Origin of the sequence: Brooklawnia sp. (assembly GCF_049651565.1) — a bacterium.
Taxonomy (GTDB): domain Bacteria; phylum Actinomycetota; class Actinomycetes; order Propionibacteriales; family Propionibacteriaceae; genus Brooklawnia.
This window is the reverse complement of record NZ_JBASCI010000028.1, coordinates 1-15,907: the sequence shown is the minus strand read 5'-3', so window position 1 is coordinate 15,907 and position 15,907 is coordinate 1. Positions and strand designations below refer to the sequence as shown.

Annotated in this window: 18 protein-coding genes and 1 tRNA gene; 11 read left to right on the top strand and 8 right to left on the bottom strand. The window is 68.5% G+C overall.

The window, feature by feature from the left end:
* The 3 genes from WBL05_RS01420 to WBL05_RS01410 form a co-directional block, all read left to right on the top strand.
* The coding region (locus tag WBL05_RS01420; RefSeq protein WP_424223256.1) for a hypothetical protein at positions 1 to 1,037 on the top strand (1,037 nt) is incomplete at its 5' end.
* Positions 1,031 to 1,414, top strand: coding sequence for a hypothetical protein (locus WBL05_RS01415; RefSeq protein ID WP_424223255.1), 384 nt, complete (start codon positions 1,031 to 1,033; stop codon positions 1,412 to 1,414). The genes WBL05_RS01420 and WBL05_RS01415, both read left to right, overlap by 7 nt.
* A 280-nt stretch (positions 1,415 to 1,694) precedes the next feature.
* Positions 1,695 to 1,946: a hypothetical protein gene (locus WBL05_RS01410; RefSeq protein ID WP_424223253.1), complete on the top strand. Its 252-nt coding sequence runs from the start codon at positions 1,695 to 1,697 to the stop codon at positions 1,944 to 1,946.
* Here the strand turns inward: WBL05_RS01410 and WBL05_RS01405 are convergent.
* A tRNA-Pro gene (locus WBL05_RS01405) sits at positions 1,928 to 2,001 on the bottom strand. The genes WBL05_RS01410 and WBL05_RS01405 overlap by 19 nt on opposite strands.
* Positions 2,002 to 2,176: 175 nt before the next feature.
* On the opposite strand from WBL05_RS01405, the gene WBL05_RS01400 reads away from it, so the two are divergent.
* From WBL05_RS01400 to WBL05_RS01370, 7 genes are read left to right on the top strand one after another with little or no spacing between them, the layout of a single operon-like run.
* Positions 2,177 to 2,374, top strand: a complete 198-nt coding sequence (locus tag WBL05_RS01400; protein WP_424223251.1) for a hypothetical protein — start codon at positions 2,177 to 2,179, stop codon at positions 2,372 to 2,374.
* The gene (locus WBL05_RS01395) at positions 2,371 to 5,187 is read left to right on the top strand and encodes a helix-turn-helix transcriptional regulator (protein ID WP_424223250.1); all 2,817 of its coding nucleotides are present in this window, start codon (positions 2,371 to 2,373) and stop codon (positions 5,185 to 5,187) included. The genes WBL05_RS01400 and WBL05_RS01395 overlap by 4 nt, the downstream gene beginning before the upstream one ends.
* 57 nt (positions 5,188 to 5,244) lie before the next feature.
* Positions 5,245 to 5,577 (top strand): PadR family transcriptional regulator, encoded by a 333-nt coding sequence (locus tag WBL05_RS01390; RefSeq protein WP_424223249.1) that lies wholly within the window; start codon positions 5,245 to 5,247, stop codon positions 5,575 to 5,577.
* Positions 5,574 to 6,404, top strand: a complete 831-nt coding sequence (locus WBL05_RS01385; protein WP_424223248.1) for a DUF5808 domain-containing protein — start codon at positions 5,574 to 5,576, stop codon at positions 6,402 to 6,404. Before WBL05_RS01390 ends, WBL05_RS01385 begins: the two co-directional genes overlap by 4 nt.
* Positions 6,397 to 6,684 carry a PLDc N-terminal domain-containing protein gene (locus WBL05_RS01380; protein ID WP_424223246.1) on the top strand — a complete coding sequence of 96 codons (288 nt, stop codon included), beginning with the start codon at positions 6,397 to 6,399 and terminating at the stop codon, positions 6,682 to 6,684. The genes WBL05_RS01385 and WBL05_RS01380 overlap by 8 nt, the downstream gene beginning before the upstream one ends.
* A complete protein-coding gene (locus tag WBL05_RS01375) occupies positions 6,681 to 7,610 on the top strand; it encodes an ABC transporter ATP-binding protein (RefSeq protein ID WP_424223244.1) in 930 nt (309 codons plus the stop codon). Before WBL05_RS01380 ends, WBL05_RS01375 begins: the two co-directional genes overlap by 4 nt.
* A complete protein-coding gene (locus WBL05_RS01370; RefSeq protein WP_424223243.1) occupies positions 7,607 to 8,362 on the top strand; it encodes an ABC transporter permease in 756 nt (251 codons plus the stop codon). Before WBL05_RS01375 ends, WBL05_RS01370 begins: the two co-directional genes overlap by 4 nt.
* Before the next feature lie 7 nt (positions 8,363 to 8,369).
* Here the strand turns inward: WBL05_RS01370 and der are convergent, their stop codons facing one another.
* Genes der through WBL05_RS01335 form a run of 7 tightly spaced genes read right to left on the bottom strand, consistent with a single transcriptional unit; the run spans position 8,370 to position 14,632 of the window.
* On the bottom strand, positions 8,370 to 9,719 hold the full coding sequence (gene der / locus WBL05_RS01365) for a ribosome biogenesis GTPase Der (protein ID WP_424223241.1): 1,350 nt from the start codon (positions 9,717 to 9,719) through the stop codon (positions 8,370 to 8,372).
* A 44-nt stretch (positions 9,720 to 9,763) separates the two neighbouring features.
* Positions 9,764 to 10,432, bottom strand: coding sequence for a (d)CMP kinase (gene cmk, locus WBL05_RS01360; protein ID WP_424223257.1), 669 nt, complete (start codon positions 10,430 to 10,432; stop codon positions 9,764 to 9,766).
* A gap of 46 nt (positions 10,433 to 10,478) precedes the next feature.
* Positions 10,479 to 11,546 carry a prephenate dehydrogenase gene (locus tag WBL05_RS01355; RefSeq protein WP_424223240.1) on the bottom strand — a complete coding sequence of 356 codons (1,068 nt, stop codon included), beginning with the start codon at positions 11,544 to 11,546 and terminating at the stop codon, positions 10,479 to 10,481.
* 1 nt (position 11,547) lies between these two features.
* Positions 11,548 to 12,189: a proteasome subunit alpha gene (prcA, locus tag WBL05_RS01350; protein WP_424223239.1), complete on the bottom strand. Its 642-nt coding sequence runs from the start codon at positions 12,187 to 12,189 to the stop codon at positions 11,548 to 11,550.
* Entirely contained in the window at positions 12,186 to 12,953 is a 768-nt protein-coding gene (gene prcB, locus WBL05_RS01345; protein ID WP_424223238.1) for a proteasome subunit beta, read from the bottom strand. Before prcB ends, prcA begins: the two co-directional genes overlap by 4 nt.
* 37 nt (positions 12,954 to 12,990) lie before the next feature.
* Positions 12,991 to 13,941: a tRNA (adenine-N1)-methyltransferase gene (locus WBL05_RS01340; protein ID WP_424223237.1), complete on the bottom strand. Its 951-nt coding sequence runs from the start codon at positions 13,939 to 13,941 to the stop codon at positions 12,991 to 12,993.
* Entirely contained in the window at positions 13,934 to 14,632 is a 699-nt protein-coding gene (locus WBL05_RS01335; RefSeq protein ID WP_424223235.1) for an HAD family hydrolase, read from the bottom strand. Before WBL05_RS01335 ends, WBL05_RS01340 begins: the two co-directional genes overlap by 8 nt.
* A gap of 143 nt (positions 14,633 to 14,775) precedes the next feature.
* On the opposite strand from WBL05_RS01335, the gene WBL05_RS01330 reads away from it, so the two are divergent.
* On the top strand, positions 14,776 to 15,900 hold the full coding sequence (locus WBL05_RS01330) for a S49 family peptidase (RefSeq protein ID WP_424223234.1): 1,125 nt from the start codon (positions 14,776 to 14,778) through the stop codon (positions 15,898 to 15,900).
* Positions 15,901 to 15,907: the final 7 nt, after the last annotated feature.

Here is a 15,907-nt window from a genome sequence, read left to right as displayed (position 1 = left end):
CGGACACGTCGAGGCCTTCCGGTCAGGTTGAACAGACGCTTCCGATCCTGAAGGCCTCGACCCCCAACCACCCTCACCCCGCGCTCTGGCGTGTCGCGCTCACCCCCACCTCAAGGTTGAAGAGCCCGAATGATGGCGATCCCAAGACCGCAAAGGCGCAGCCATTCACGGCATTGCGCCTGATTTGGCACGATTACCCGGGCGAGTGGTTTGAAGAAGATCCAAGCAGTGACGAGGAGGCCTCCCGCCGGATCGAGACGTTCACCCAGCTCTTGCAGGCCGACGTCGCTCTCATTCTTGTTGATGGTCAAAAGCTGCTCACACACGCGGGCGAGGAGGAGAAGTACCTCAAGTCGATGCTGTGGGGTCTGCGCGACGGACTCGAGAAACTCAAAGACGAAATCCTGCCAGACGGAGAACCGCTGGCCAGGTTCCCGCGCATCTGGGTTCTCGCCCTGTCGAAGGCCGATCTGCATCCCGGGCTCGACGTCCATCAGTTCCACGACCTCGTGGTGGAAAAGGCGGGCGGCGACGTCACCGCACTCCACCAGACACTCAAGGAGTTCGTCCAGGTCCCTGATGCCCTGTCGCTTGGCGAGGATTTCCTGCTGCTGTCCTCAGCCAGGTTCGAGCCGGGGAAGATCGAAGTCGCCCAACGTATCGGCCTCGACCTCATCCTGCCGGTGGCTCTGATGCTCCCACTCGAACGGACCGCGCAATGGGCCAACAGGTTCGATATCCCCCTCAAGGTGCTGAGAGTCTTGGTTGAAAACGCTCAAGAGGTGGCCGCAGTGCTCACAGCGGGCGCCGTTGTCGTAGCTAAGTTGCTTGCCAGAGTGCCCAAGGTGGGGCCGCTTCTCAGTAAGGCCTTGGTTCCTGCTCTGGTGGCGGCGGTCCAGCTGAGCACGAAGAAACTCGAGGAGATCCACACCAAAGCACTTGCTGACCGGGACTACCTTACTGCGACGCTCGCGCAATTCCGCCTGGATCTGGACCGTGGGGTGAAGGACAACGTGCTCGTCAAGGGCCCATGGTGAAGATCATCTGGGCCACGGGCGGACGCTCGTGGGGCTTCCGCTTCCTCCTTGACGGAGGCTACCCAGATCCGCTTCCGACGTATGAGCGAGCGTTCGCCGGTCTGGAAAGCGAAGTGGAGACATGCCGACGCGTTGGCGACCTCGTAGCCCTGCGCTTCCCCGATCCAGAAGGCCGGGAAGATATCGCTGGTCGCGTGATCCCCCACGACTTTGTCGTCATGGCACCACTGTCCTGGGAAATCAACTCCGTACCGGACGGCCGCGACAAGGTCTGGAACTTGGTCAAAGGCATCTATGAGCAGGTGTGGAGCAGCAAGCGACCGCCCTCTGCCAGAGCGGTTCAGGCCGCCATCGACGGCACCGACGCGATCCCCTGATGCTCCTCAACTGAGGACGCCAGCCGGGGCGGGCCGCCAGTCGTCGCTCGACTGCGGGAGTCCGTGGTGTCCATCGATCCGGCCACCCGGCCGTGAGGCTGGACGCCGCCCTGCTCGCCGAGCAGTACGGGGTGCGCGTCTGCTGAGTGGACGGTCGGCCCCGGGTGCCACTGGTGGCCTCCGTCAACCCGCAGCGTTCACCCTCAGTCTTGAGCGCATCAAGGCGAGTGCGAAACAAGCGCCCTACCGTCGAGTCGAACCCATCGAAAGGACCATCCACATGACAGACACGGCCGTCGCCAAGGCGCTCGAACTCGCCCCCGTTATCGAGCGCGTTCACGGGCAGCACCACCCAGAGCTGACTCGCGTCCGCGAGATCACCGAGCTGTTGGCGGCATCCGGTCCCGAGACCCACGTTGAGGAACTCTTTGGCGAGTTGCGCGCGGTGACGAACGACTACGCCGTTCCGGGCGACGTGTGCGTGACCTTCAGGGCGACGTACGAATTCAACCGTCGGGCTGACAGGATTTGAACCTGCGACCCCTTGACCCCCAGTCAAGTGCGCTACCAAGCTGCGCTACAGCCCGCAGGACCGGCTTGCGCTCGGTCCGACGCCTTACATTAACCGATCCCGCAGGGCATGTCGAAACCCGTCCAGCCACGATCACCCAAGCTCGGCGAAGATCAACTAAGGCATGCCTAACCCCAAACACTGGGAGTTCGCCTGATGTGTGGAGCGCGCCTTAGCAGCACAGTTGAACCATGAGCAGCAACGACTACCTGCATCTGTCGATGCACAACAACCGGATAGCCGAGTTCTACCAATCCGCCGAACACGCCCGGCTGGTCGATGATCTGCCTGTCACTCGTCGCAGCTGGCTGCCTCGGCTCAGCGTCAGGTTCCGCAGACCACGAAAGGATGTCCAACTGGTCGTTGGTCATGCGACCATGACCGCATGAGCGATGTCGGTCAGCCTACGCTTGTCGGCCGGGCGTCCGAACTGGCCGCCCTCCGCAAGACCTGGCAGGCGTCGCTGACCGAGGGCGCCGGACTGGCGCTGGTCTGCGGTGAAGCCGGGATCGGCAAGTCGACCCTGGTGAACGAGTTTATTCGCGGCCTCGGCCCCGAAACGGAGATACTGCTTGGGCAGTGCATCGCCTTCGGGTCCGAGGCCGTGACCTATGCCGCCCTGACCCAGATCCTTCGCACGCTGGCAAGCCGGGTCGGCGAGGACACCGTTCGCGCGTGGACCGGGGCCGGCTTCGACGTCCTCTGTTCATTGGTCCCGGGGCTGGACCGGCAGACGTCGACCCCGATCAACCCGGACCGCATTCAGGTGCTGGAGGCAGTCGCCGACCTGCTGCAGGCCGCCGCCCGCGAGCGTCCGCTGGTGGTGATCATCGAAGACCTGCACTGGGCGGACGTCTTCACCGGACACCTGCTGCGGTTCCTCAACGCCGCGCTGGCCGAAACGCTCGGCCTGTTGATCATCGTCACCTATCGAACCGACGAGATCAGTGGCCGCCATCCGCTGCGTCCCGCGCTCGCCGACCTGCAACGTCGGGCCCGCCTCCGGCTGCCGCTGGAGCCCCTCAACACCGCCGAGATCGAAGAACTGATCCGTCCCCTGCTACCTCCCGACACCAGCCCGGGCACCATCTCCCGAATCGTCGAACGCAGCGAGGGCGTCCCCTACTTCGCCGAGGAGCTGGCCCGTTCGACCGGCGGACGGGGCGCCCTGCCGGCCACCCTGCGCGAGGCCCTGCTCGTCCAGTTCCTGATCCTCGACCCGGACATCCAGCAGCTGCTGCAGGTGGCCGCGATCATGGGTGTGCAGTTCGATTTCGACGACCTGGTCGCGGTGTCCGAGCGGGACGAGACCACCGCGGGCGAGGCGCTGCGGCAGGCGATGGACGCCGGCCTCGTCCTCGCTCTGGAAGATGAGCGGTACGCATTCAAGCACGCCATCCTGCGGGACGTGATCCACGAAGAAGTCCTGCCCGGCGAGCACCGCCGCTTGCACTCCCGCTACGCCGACCTGCTGTTGACCCGACGCCGCGGCAACCACCGAATGGAGCTCATCCACCACCTCAGGGCGGCCGGCCGCAAGCAGGAGGCCTTCGAGGCCGCCCTGCGCAATGCCGCCGAGCTCGACGACGCCCACCCCGACTGCGTCGAGCTGTACCAGTTGGCGATCGACCTGTGGGACCAGGTGCAGCGTCCTGAACAGGTGATCGGACGCTACGACGAGGTACTCAACCGGGCCGCGAAGGCGAACAACTGGCTGGGTGACCACCTGCGGGCGGCCCGCCTGATCGATGCCAGCATCTCGGCCATGCCACCCGAGACGCCGGCGTCCGAGCGAGCGGAGCGCCTGGTGCAGCGCGCTCGAGCCCTGAAGTTCGCTGGCCTGCCGGGGGCCGAGCAGGCCCTCGACGAGGCGCTGGGCCTGATCGGCCAGGGTCCGCCCAGCGTCGAGCTCGCCCGGGTCCTGGACCTGCAGGCCAACGTCGCGATGCTGCGCGGCGGGTTCGCCGAGGCCCTGGAGCTGTGCGACCGCGCCATCCCGATCGCCGACGAACTGGCACCCCCGGGCGATTCGCTGCCGGATCGCCTCCGGAACACCCAGGCCTGCTGCTGGGCCGCGTCCGGGGACGAGGAGCGCGGCATTGCGCAACTGAGCCAGCTGCTCTCGTCGCGCACCTACCGCGAGCAGTTGCGCCACCAGACGAACCTGTCGCACTACCTGAACCTGGCCGGGCAGTACCGCAGGGCCGCCGACGTCGCCCTCGCCGGGACAGCGGATGCCCGGGCCCTGGGATTGGAGCGCTACGTGGGTTCGATGCTCGCCGGCAACGCCGCCGAACCTCTGATCCACCTGGGTGAATGTGACCAGGCCCAGACGCTGGTCAGCAGGGGCGTCGACCTGGCACCCCCGTCCGGCCACCAGCTCCAGTTGCTGACCGCATCGGCCGACATCGCCCTGCATCGGGGCGACCTCGACAAGGCCGACGAACTGATTGGAGAGGTCCTCGCGATCTGTATGCCGATGCATGAAGAACCACAGATCGACCTGATGCTGGCCTGGGTACGGGGTCGGCTGCTGCTCCTGCAGGGCAACCCGGCCGGCGCGTGGCGGATGCTCGCTTCGGTGCTGAAGCGGGTTCCGCTGGTGCATCCGGCCTCGGCCTGGAGCCTGGTGGCGCTGGGCCAGGCTGTCCTGGCAGACCTCGGCGACGCGACCGCGGAACAGCAACGCCTGCTCGACGACGCCGTGGTCAACCTGCCCGAGGTGAACCTGGTGCCGATGCTGCGAGCCTGGCGCAAGGCGGAGGCGTCCGGCCGCAAGTCGGACTGGCTGGCCATGCTGGACGTCACCCCGCACCTTCGGCCGATCTGGATCACGCTGTGGGCCCACCTGCGCTGCGCCGAGGCGGCGCTGCGCGCCCGCGACCTCGACCTGGCCCGCAAGCAGGTGGGCGTCGGCCGCGATCTCGCCCTCAGGCTGGGTGCTGCCGACTTCGTGCGCCGCTTCGACGACCAGCACGGGCGCATCGAGCAGTCTGAGGACGACCGACCGGGCGGATTGACCGGGCGGGAGAAGCAGGTGCTGAGCCTGGTCGCCAAGGGACGCTCCAACGCCGACATCGCCAGCGAGCTGTTCGTGTCGACCAAGACCGTCAGCGTCCACGTCAGCAACATCCTGGCCAAGCTCGGCGTCGGCTCGCGCACCGAAGCCGCCGCCTGGGCGCACCGACGGGGCATCACCTAGAACCATCCGCCACCGGCATCCTTGCATCACCAACTAGTGGGCAGTACCATGTAGCCCATGGATGATGTCTCGACCCAGCTGAGAAAGGGATCGCTGGAACTGGCGGTCCTCGCCCTGCTGGCCAACCAGCCCCGATACGGCGTCGAGATCGTCGACGCCCTGGCCGCGCGTCCGGGTCTGGAGGCCACCGGCGGAACCATCTACCCGCTGCTGACCAGGCTGAAGAACTCGGGTCTGGTAGAAACAACCTGGCGAGAGTCCCCGGTCGGGCCGCCGCGCAAGTACTACGCACTGACCGACGCCGGCCGGGTTCAACTGAGTGTCCAGCGCGAGGCGTGGGTCAAGCTCTCCACTGCCCTGGCGATCCTGCTGAAGGAGGTAGACCGATGACCAACCCCGAGATCGACGACTATGTGCGCGAGGTTGACTCGCACCTGAGGCTGCGCGGCCGTGCCCGCGACCAGGCCCTTGACGACCTTCGCGACGCGCTGCGTGAGGCTGCCGACGCGGTCGACGATGCCATCGCCGCCGCCGGCCGCGCGGAGGACTACGCCGCCGCCCTGGACGAGCAGTTCGGCACCGCCGACGGACGCTTCCGCACCATCCTCGGCATGCCGAACTCCCTCACCCGCGGGATCGGCCGACGCATGGCCGGTACCTTCAACCCGGCCGACGAGCGGCTGCTGGTCCCCCGCGTCTTCGGGCTCGGCTGGGCGGTCAACATGGGTGCCGTTGCGGTCCGGCTTGGCCTGCTGCGGCCAGACGATCTCGACGACGAAGTGCTTGGCGACGCCGCCGACCGGCACCTGGCGCCGGCACAGGCAGTTGCCGGGGCCAAGATCGGGTTGGCAGTAGCTGCTGCGGTGCTGTTCTGGACGCGCCGGCACGCCGTCCGGGCAGCAACCGGCAAGCCCCAGGGTGCCAACCTGTTCTTCAGTATCGCCGCTCCCCCGGTCTGCGCCGCACTGCTCACCGCATCCACCGATCAGGAGCTGCCGGCCGACCAGCGGGTCACGATGCCTGCCCTGGCAGCGACGCTCGCGACGGTGGCCACCGGCGCCAGCCTGCAATCGGCCCTGCGTCCGCGAGGCCAGTTGATCATGCTGGGCGCCTCACTCGCCGCGCTCCCGATCGACCTGCTGCTCAGCTACCTGCCGGTGCGGTCGGCCCTGAAGCGACGCTGGCGCACCGACCTGGAGGCGACGCAGGATGCCTGAGCTGACGACTGCCCAATGGGTGCTCGTGATCCTGCTGGTGACCATTCAGATCGGGCTGCTACTGGTCGGTCTGGTCACGCTCTTCCGCACCCCGGCCGAGCGGCTGACCGCACCCAGGATCGTCTGGGTCCTGGTCTGTCTGGTGCAGTTCGTCGGCCCGATCGTCTTCCTGGTGCTGGGACGCAAACCAAAACCGGCCGCCGAGCAGCAGCGTGCCGCCGAAGCCGGCCCGGTCCTCGACCGGCTGATTGCCGAGCTCTACCCCGAGGCCAACCGGTGAGCGCGATCGAGGTGACCGGTCTGGTGAAGCAGTACCGGCACCAGCGGGCGCTCGACCAGCTCAGCTTCAACGTCCCGGAGGGATCGATCTTCGGGTTCCTGGGCCCCAACGGGGCAGGCAAGACCACCACCATCCGGATCCTGCTCGGGCTGGCCCATGCCGACGCCGGCAGTGCGGCCGTCCTCGGCGCCGATGTGCTGGCCGATCCCGGCCAGGTCGCCGCACAGGTCGGCTTCCTGCCCGACGTGCCCAGCTTCTACCCGTGGATGCGGGCGCCGGAGTACCTGCGGTTCTGCGCGTCGCTGTTCAACCTGCCCAGTTCCACCGCCAGCAGGCGAGTCGACCTGTTGCTCGAGCTGGCCGGGCTGCAGGGAGTCGACACCCCCATCGGCGGCTACTCCAGGGGCATGAAGCAGCGGCTCGGTGTCGCGCAGGCGCTGATCAACTCGCCCCGGCTGCTCATCCTGGACGAGCCCACCTCGGCGCTCGACCCGATCGGACGCCACCAGGTGCTGAGCCTGATCGCCGCGCTGCGCGGTAGCACCACCGTCTTCTTCTCCACCCACATCCTGTCCGACGTCGAACGGGTTTGCGACCACGTGCTGGTGCTCGCGTCGGGACGCGCCATCGCAGCCGACCGTACCGAGGCACTGCGGGCTCGCTACGGCGGCAGCCAGAAGCTCCAGCTCGACCTGGTGGAACAACGCGCCGCGCTACCCGAGGCGCTGGTCGGTGAACGCTGGCTGACCGATCTGCAGCCCAGCGGTGAGGGCTGGCTGATCGACGTAGTGGACATGGCCACCGCCCAACACCGGTTGCCGGCAATCATCGCCGGCCAGGGCTGGGGGTTGCGCCGGCTGGAGCCGGTCGAGGCCAGCCTCGAGGACGCCTTCGTCCACCTGATCCAGAAGGAGAACGGGTCGTGACCGGCTTCGGGCCAGTCCTTCGCAAGGAGTTCGTCGAGTTCTTCCGCACCTGGCGGGTCTGGGTGGTGGGCGGGGCATTCACGCTGTTCGGCCTGGTCGACCCGGTGGTGGCAAGGTTCACCAACCAGTTGCTGGCCTCGGCGCTCGGCGATGGCACCATCGAGCTACCGGATCCGACCTACCTGGACGCCTGGGCGCAATGGAGCCGCGACCTTACCCAGTTGCTGCTCATCGTGGTGCTGGTGGTTGCTGCCGGCACGGTCGCCGGCGAGGTGAACTCCGGCACGCTGATCATGCCGCTGACCAAGCCGGTCAGCCGCGCCGGCTTCGTGCTGGCCAAGTTCACCGCACTGGTCGGGCTGGTCGGGATCTGGGCCGTCATCGGCACCGCGCTGACCAGCCTGGCGACCGTCGCCTTCTTCCCAGACGTCCAGTTCGCCCCGATCTGGCGAGGGTTGGGCGTGTGGATCGTGCTGACGACAATGTACATCGCGTTGACGATGGCGGCGTCCTGCCTGGTGTCGAGCACGATCGCGGCCTTCGGGATCGCCTTCGGCCTGCAGATGGTGAGCATGATCGTCGCCATCTGGCAGCCCGCCAAACAGTACTCCCCGATCGGGCTCAACGAGGCCACCGCGATGGTGGTCACCCAGCAACAGGTCGACCTCGGCTGGCCGGTGGGCACTGCCCTGTTCTGCACGCTGGCCTTCCTGGCACTGGCGATCGTCGTCTTCCGCCGCCGGGAGCTGTGAACCCTGCTCAGCGGTCCTTCCGCTTCGCCCTGGCCCGGACGTCGATGTGCACCGGGGTGCCCTCGAAGCCGAACTCCTCACGCAGCCGGCGCTCCACGAACCGCACGTACGGCGCGTCCAACTGGCCGGAGGTGAACAGCGCGAAGGTAGGCGGCCCCACCTGGGCCTGCGTCCCGAACAGGATGCGCGGCTGCTTGCCGCCCCGCACCGGGTGCGGGTGCGCGGCGACCACGCGTCCCAGGAACGAGTTCAGCTGACCGGTGCCGATCCGGGTCTGCCAGCCCAGCAGCGCCACCTCGATCGCCTTGGCCAGCTTGTCGACGTTGCGACCGGTGAGCGCCGAGATGTTGACATGCGGCGCCCAGGCCCAGGCGTTCAGGTCACGCTCGATCTCGCGGTCGAGGTAGCGGCGCCGCTCGTCGTCGGTGAGATCCCACTTGTTGTAGGCGATCACCAGCGCCTTGCCGGCCTCCTCGACCTGGGCCAGGATCTTCAGGTCCTGTTCCGAGACCGGTTCGGCGGCGTCCACCACCACCACACAGCACTCGGCACGCTCGATCGCCGCCTGGGTGCGCAGCCACGCGTAGTACTCGCTGCCCGACGCCTCCTTGACGCGGCGGCGGATGCCTGCGGTGTCGATCAGCACGTACGGCTCGCCGCCGATCTGTACCAGCTCATCGACCGGGTCGACCGTCGTGCCCGACACCTCGGAGACCACCGCGCGGTTCTCGCCGGCCAACCGGTTCAGCAACGACGACTTGCCGACGTTCGGCTTGCCCACGATCGCCACCCGCCGCGGGCCCGCCTCGACCTCGGGCCGCAGCGCATCCGAGGCGGGCAGCAGCTCGAGCAGGGCGTCCAGCATGTCGCCGACCCCGCGGCCGTGCAGCGCCGAGACCGGCCAGGGCTCCCCCAGCCCGAGGTTCCACATGGTTGCGGCGTCCGCCTCGAGTCGCTGGTTGTCGACCTTGTTGGCCGCCAGCACCACCGGTTTGCGGCTGCGCCGCAGCACCTGAACCACTGCCTCGTCCTCGTCGAGGGTGCCGACGGTGGCATCCACGACGAACACAACCGCATCGGCCAACTGGATGGCGATCTCGGCCTGCTCGGCGATCCGGGCCGCCATCCCGGTGGCGTCGGAGGCCCAGCCACCGGTGTCGACCAGGACGAACTCCCGCCCGCCCCACTCCGCGTCGTAGCTCACCCGGTCGCGGGTGACACCGGGGGTGTCGTGGACCACCGCCTCCCGGCGGCCGAGGATCCGGTTGACCAATGTCGACTTGCCCACATTGGGGCGTCCGACGACAGCGACGACGGGGCGCTCGGCCGGCGCCTGGGGATCGGTGGGTTCGCTCACCCGCCCAAAACTACCCGACCCGCCGCAGCAGAGCGGACCGGCAGCTAGCGCAGGGACTGCGGCACCAGGTCGATGACCAGACCGATCACAGTATTGAGGTCTATCTGCGACGAGTCGATCAGCGTGACCCCCTCGGCAGGCGTCTCGAAGTCGCTGGACGCGGCATCTGCCGCATCCCGCCCGACGACCTGGGTGGCGACGGTCTGTTCGTCCGCCGCCCCGTTCAGCTGCCGGACGCGGCGGGCGATCCGGCGCTGCGGGTCGGCCTGCAGCAGCACGCGAACGTCGGCGTCCGGAGCGACCGCCGTGGTGATGTCGCGGCCCTCGACCACGATCCTGCGCCGGTCGGCGATAATCGCTCGCATCCGCTCGGTCAGCACGTTGCGGGCGGGCCGGATCGCCGCATAGCCGGAGACGATGCCGGAGATCTGCGGGGTGTGCAGCTCCGCGGTGACGTCGCGGCCGTCCAGGCGCACCCGGAAGCGGGTCGGGTCGGTCTCGACCTGCAGTGGCAGTTCCTCCGCAGCGGTGACCACGGCCTGGGCATCGTCGGCGCCGATCTGGTGGGCGTTGCACCACCACGCCAGCGCCCGGTACATCGATCCGGTGTCGAGGTAATCGGCGCCCAACCGCCGGGCAACGTCACGCGAGGTGGATGACTTCCCCGACCCACTCGGGCCGTCCACTGCGATCACCAGGTCGGGCCGCGGCACATCATTCATCTCTTGGTTGGTGTCCTTCCGCTGATGGCGTGCCATGTCACGAGCGCACCCGCCAGCCGCGCTCGCGCAGCACCGACCGCAGCCCATCGGCCCGCTCGGCCACCACCTCGATCGACAGGTAACCGGCCTGACGGTCGGGGTTGTGCTCGATCGAGACGTCCTCGATGTTGACGCCGTTGCTGGTGGCGTCGGTGAACAACTGGCCCAGCGCACCCGGTGTGTCGGGGATCTCGACGACCACTGAGACGACCTCGTCCGGGCTCTTGCCGCGCTTGCTGGGCAGCGCCCGCACCCCGTCGTTGCCGCGGGTCAGCACGTCGGCGACGGTGCGCGGATCGTCCATGCTGTGAATCAGCCGGTCCAAGTCGTCGCGCATGGCCACCAACTGCTCCCGGATCGGCGAGACGTTGGCGGCCACGATCTGGCGCCACATCACCACGTCGGAGGCCGCGATCCGGGTGACGTCACGCACCCCCTGCCCGGCGAGCCTCAGGTCATCGGCTGGCACCTGGGCCAGCCGGGCGGCGGTCAGGCTGCTGATCAGCTGGGGGAAGTGGCTGACCTCGGCGACCGCCCGGTCGTGCTGGGCGGCGTCCATCTCGAGCAGTCGCGCCCCGCAGGTCTCGACCAGCAGGCGCACCCTGCCGACCACCCAGTCCGGGTTCTCCGGGCGCGGCGTGAGTACCCAGGTGCGGTCAACGAAGAGTTCGCTGACCGCAGTGACCGGCCCGCTGCGGTGCGAACCGGCCATCGGGTGGCCGCCGACGTAGCGGCCCAGGTTCAGGTTCAGCCTGGCCAGGTCGCCGGCGATGCGAGCCTTGACCGATCCGACGTCGGTGATCGCCGCGTTGGGGTAACGGTCGAGGCAGCGGGCCACCACCTCGGCGATCGCCACCGGCGGCACCGCGACCACGACCAGCCGAACCTCGGAGGGCACCGGGTCCTCCAGGCGCCCGGCGCCACGGCCTGCCGCGACCACCGCGTGCGAGCGCACCCGATCGCGCAGGTGGACGACCACTCCGGCCTCGCTCAGGGCACAACCGATCGACGCGCCAACCAGGCCGGCGCCGACGATCACCGTCGGGCTGATCTCCGCGATTCCCACTTCAGGCCTCGACGCGTCGGAACTTGCGGGGCTGGGGGTGCGTCCGGTCGAGCACTGCCCGCTCGAGCACCGCGTCATGGCTGAAGCAGCGGGACGCCAGCGTCAGCGCCTGGGTCAGGTCGGCGTCGGGATCGAAGCCGGCGCTGAGCCTGGTCTGCAGGGCCTCGGTCGCCCCACCGACCACGGCGAACCTCGGCTCGTCGGTGATGGTGCCGTCGAAGCCAAGGCGGAAGATCTGGTCATCGGCCGCCGTCTGCCCGACCTCGGCGACGATCAGCTCGACCTCGTAGGGCTTGTCGACCGCCGAACTGAACGCGGCACCCAGCTGCTGGGAATAGGCGTTCACCAGCCCGCGGGCGGTGACGTCGCGCCGGTCGTAGGAGTAGCCGCGCAGGTCGGCGTACCGGATACCCGCGATGCGCAGGCTCTCGAACTCGTTGTAGCGGCCCACCGCTGCGAACCCGATCCGGTCGTAGATCTCGCTGATCTTGTGCAGCGTGCCGCTCGGGTTCTCGGCCACGATCACCACCCCGTCGCGGTACCGCAGCGCCATCACCGACCGGCCCCGGGCGATGCCCTTGAGCGCGAAGTCGGCGCGGTCCTTCATCTGTTGCTCGGGAGCAACGTAGAACGGCAGGCTCACATCGTCTCCAGTACCTGGCTGGTCAGTTCGGCCACCTCGTCGACCGGCAGCTGGCGAACACCGGACGCGGTCGCCGTCATCACCACCGGGAAGATCCGCCGGGCGAGGTCCGGCCCACCGGTCGCCGAGTCGTCGTCAGCCGCATCGTAGAGCGAACGGATCACGGCCAGGATGGCGGCGTGGGCGTCCAGGCTGGCGTCGTGGGTCTTCTTCAGCGACCCCCGCGCGAAGGCGGCGCCGGAGCCGACCGCGTGGAAGCCGGTCTCCTCATGGCGGCCGCCGGTGGCGTCGTAGCCGAAGATGCGTCCCTGACGGCGTCCGGCGTCCCACCCGGCCAGCATCGGGACGACCACCATGCCCTGCATCGCCATGGCCAGGTTGCTGCGCACCAGCGCACCCAGTCGGTTCGCCTTGCCGTCCAGACTGAGGGCGACGCCCTCGATCTTCTCGTAGTGCTGCAGCTCGACCTGGAAAAGGCGCACCAGTTCGATCGCCGGGCCGGCGACGCCGGCGATTCCGACGATGGACTCGTCGTCGGTGCTGAAGACCTTCTCGATGTCGCGTTGGGCGATCAGGTTGCCCATGGTGGCTCGGCGGTCGCCGGCCATCACGACGCCATCGAGGAAGCTGGCCGCGACGATCGTGGTGCCCTGCGGTGTGAGGGTGGCCTGGGAAGGGTCGAAGGTGGGGAGCACTTCCGGCGCCGTCCGCGCCGCGAATCGGGAGAACGAGCTGTCCAGCTCACCGACGCCGTGGATGTTCATGATCGCCACAGCCTACCCGCGTGCTCCGGCATCGAACTCAGCCCGCCTCCTCCGCCCGCTGCCGGCTGGCCTGCAGGTGCTCGGCCCTGACGTTGCGCGGCACCGGTCCGACGTAGTCCGCCCCGTATGCTCCCGGTGCCGGTCGGCGCTTGCGCATCGGCGCCTCGACACCCGGGGCGAGCCGGCGGGTCAGCACCAGGAATCCGGTGTGGGCGGTGGTGCCGTGGCCGGGACGAATGGCCAGCCCCTCGGCGTGCCAGTCGCGCACCGAAACCTCGGACGCCTTCGGTTCGGTGAAGCCGCCGTGCGCCCGGACAGTGTCCATCACGCGTCCCATCTGGGTGGTGGTGGCGACGTAGCAGCACAGGATGCCGCCCGGGACCAGCACGTCGGCCACGGCGGCCAGGCAGTCCCACGGGGCGAGCATGTCGAGGATCGCCCGGTCGACCGGCTCGTCGGCGATCACCTCGGCCAGGTCGCCGATGGTGATCGTCCAGGCCGGGTGCCGGCCGCCCACGAACTGGTCGACGTTCGCGATCGCGACCTCGGCAAACTCGCTGCGCCGCTCGTAGCTGTGCAACCGTCCGGTGGGGCCGATCGCCCGCAGCAGGGCCAGGCTCAAACCACCCGATCCGACGCCGGCCTCCAGCACCCGGGCACCCGGGAAGACATCTGCGCGCATCAGGATCTGCGCGGCGTCCTTGGGGTAGATGATGGCCGCCTTCCGGGGCATCGAGACGATGAACTCGTTCAGCAGTGGCCGGAAGACCATGTAGTCCAGACCGCCCACGGTGGAAACCACCACCCCCTCGGGCTGACCGATGACGTCGTCGTGCGCCAGGCCGCCTCTGGTGGTGTGGAAGGTCTTGCCCGGCTCAAGCAGCAACGACTTGCGGTGCCCCTTGGGGTCGGTCAACGACACCCACTCCCCCGCCTGCAGGACGCCGGTGCGCACACCGGCGAACGCGGCCGGATCGAGCTCACTCACCGGCACGCACCTCGTGCCAGATCCGGGTCAGGTCGCCCAGGGTGAGCCCGGCCAGCGAACCCAGGTTGATCTGGCCGGGAGCATCCGGGAGCGGGTGCATGCACGGCACACCGATCACCACCGCACCGGCAGCTCGGCCGGACGCGGCGCCGGGTACCGAGTCCTCGATCACCACGCAGTCGGCGGCGTCGACGCCAAGCCGATCGGCAGCCAGCAGGTACGCGTCCGGCGCGGGCTTGCCGCGCGGCATCTCCGGTCCGCTGACCACAGTCTGGAAGAGCCCGACGGGCATGTGCTGCAGGCCGGCGTGGAGGAGCTCGGGCGGGGAGGACGACACCAGGGCCATCGGCACCCCGGCGGCGGAGATCTCGGACACCAGCTCCTTGGCACCCGGCAGCCACGGCGGCCCATTGGTCTCGAGGTGCTGCTGGACACGGCCCGACACCTGCGCCCAGAACTGTTCGGGGACGACATCGAGCGGCTGGCCGAGTTGCCGGGCTGCCTCATCCAGCAGGGTGCGGGTCGTCACCGGCGCCGCGCTACCACACATCTCGATACCCTGCTCATAGGTCCAGACCACGCCGTAGCGCCGCATCACCTCGATCTCGCTGGCAATCCACACCACTTCGGTGTTCACCATCGTGCCGTCGAAGTCCCACAGGACCGCGCTGGGTTTCATCGGGCTCGTCACGGGCCCATTGTGGCATGCCTGCGATACTGAACCTCGTGAGCGAAGAACAGCCCAGGCAACCCATCCCATCCAGCGGCCCCGAACCCACGACACAGGCACCGGCCGCACCCGCACCCCCGCCCGCCGCCCCGCCGGTTCAGCGGATGCCACCGCCCCGACCGCAACCGGTCGTCAGGGCGGCTGCCGAGGAGAAGCCGTTCGCACGAGGCTTCGGAGCCGGCATCGGACTGGCGCTGGGCGTCGGACTTGTCTCGATGGCGCTGTTGCTGGTCAGCCTGCTCGGAACCGGACTGGTCGCCCGCGCCGTCGGCGGTGCGCGAGCCGACATGCTGTCGACCACCCAGCACGTGTGGGGGCCGGCGAACGCGTCCAACACCATGCTGGCGCTGAACATCTCCGGGGCCATCGAGGGTGCCGGGCAGGGCAGCATGTTCGCCACCGGCACCTATGGCTACGAGATCGCCGAGCAGTTGGACGCGTTGGGGGCCGATGACTACTCCGGCGTGCTGTTGTTGATGGACACCCCCGGCGGCAGCATCTATGGGTCGCGAGCGATCGCCGATGCGGTCATCCGGTACCAGGAGCGAACCGGGAACAAGGTGGTCGCCTACGTGCAGTCCGTGGCTGCCTCCGGCGGCATGTACGCGATGGCACCGGCCGACGCGATCATCTCCGACTACGGCACCTTCGTCGGCAGCATCGGGGTGATATTCGGGCCGTTCGAGCGGTACCGGGACGTGACCGGGCTGACCGGCAACATCCTGACCTCCGGTGTCGAGACCGAGGGCGGCATCACTCAGGAGTACCTGACCCGTGGCACCGCGAAGGACTTCGGCAACCCGTTCCGTGACATGACCGATGAGGAGCGGGCGGTCTACGGCGAGGGCATGGACGTCGAGTACAACCAGTTCGTCGAGTTCGTCTCCGAGCATCGCGGCATCTCGGCCGATCGGATCAGGGACGAACTGGGCGCCTACATGTTCGACCCGATCACCGCGATCGAGAAGGGCCTGGTCGACGAGGTGATGGGACGACCGGACGCCTTCCGGGAGGCCGCCAGCCTGAACGAGGTAGACCCAGAGGACACCAGGGTCGTCTCCCCCGCGCTGCCGGGCGGACTGTCCAGCCTGCTCGGTGCCGAGCAGCGGGTCTACGGGCACAACATCCCGTTGAGCAGCAACGACGGTCTGCGGCCCACCAGCCAGATCTGCACCGGCGCTCCCACCGTGCTGGCATTCGCGGGCGACTTCACGCAGGTCTGCGGCTAGCGGTACC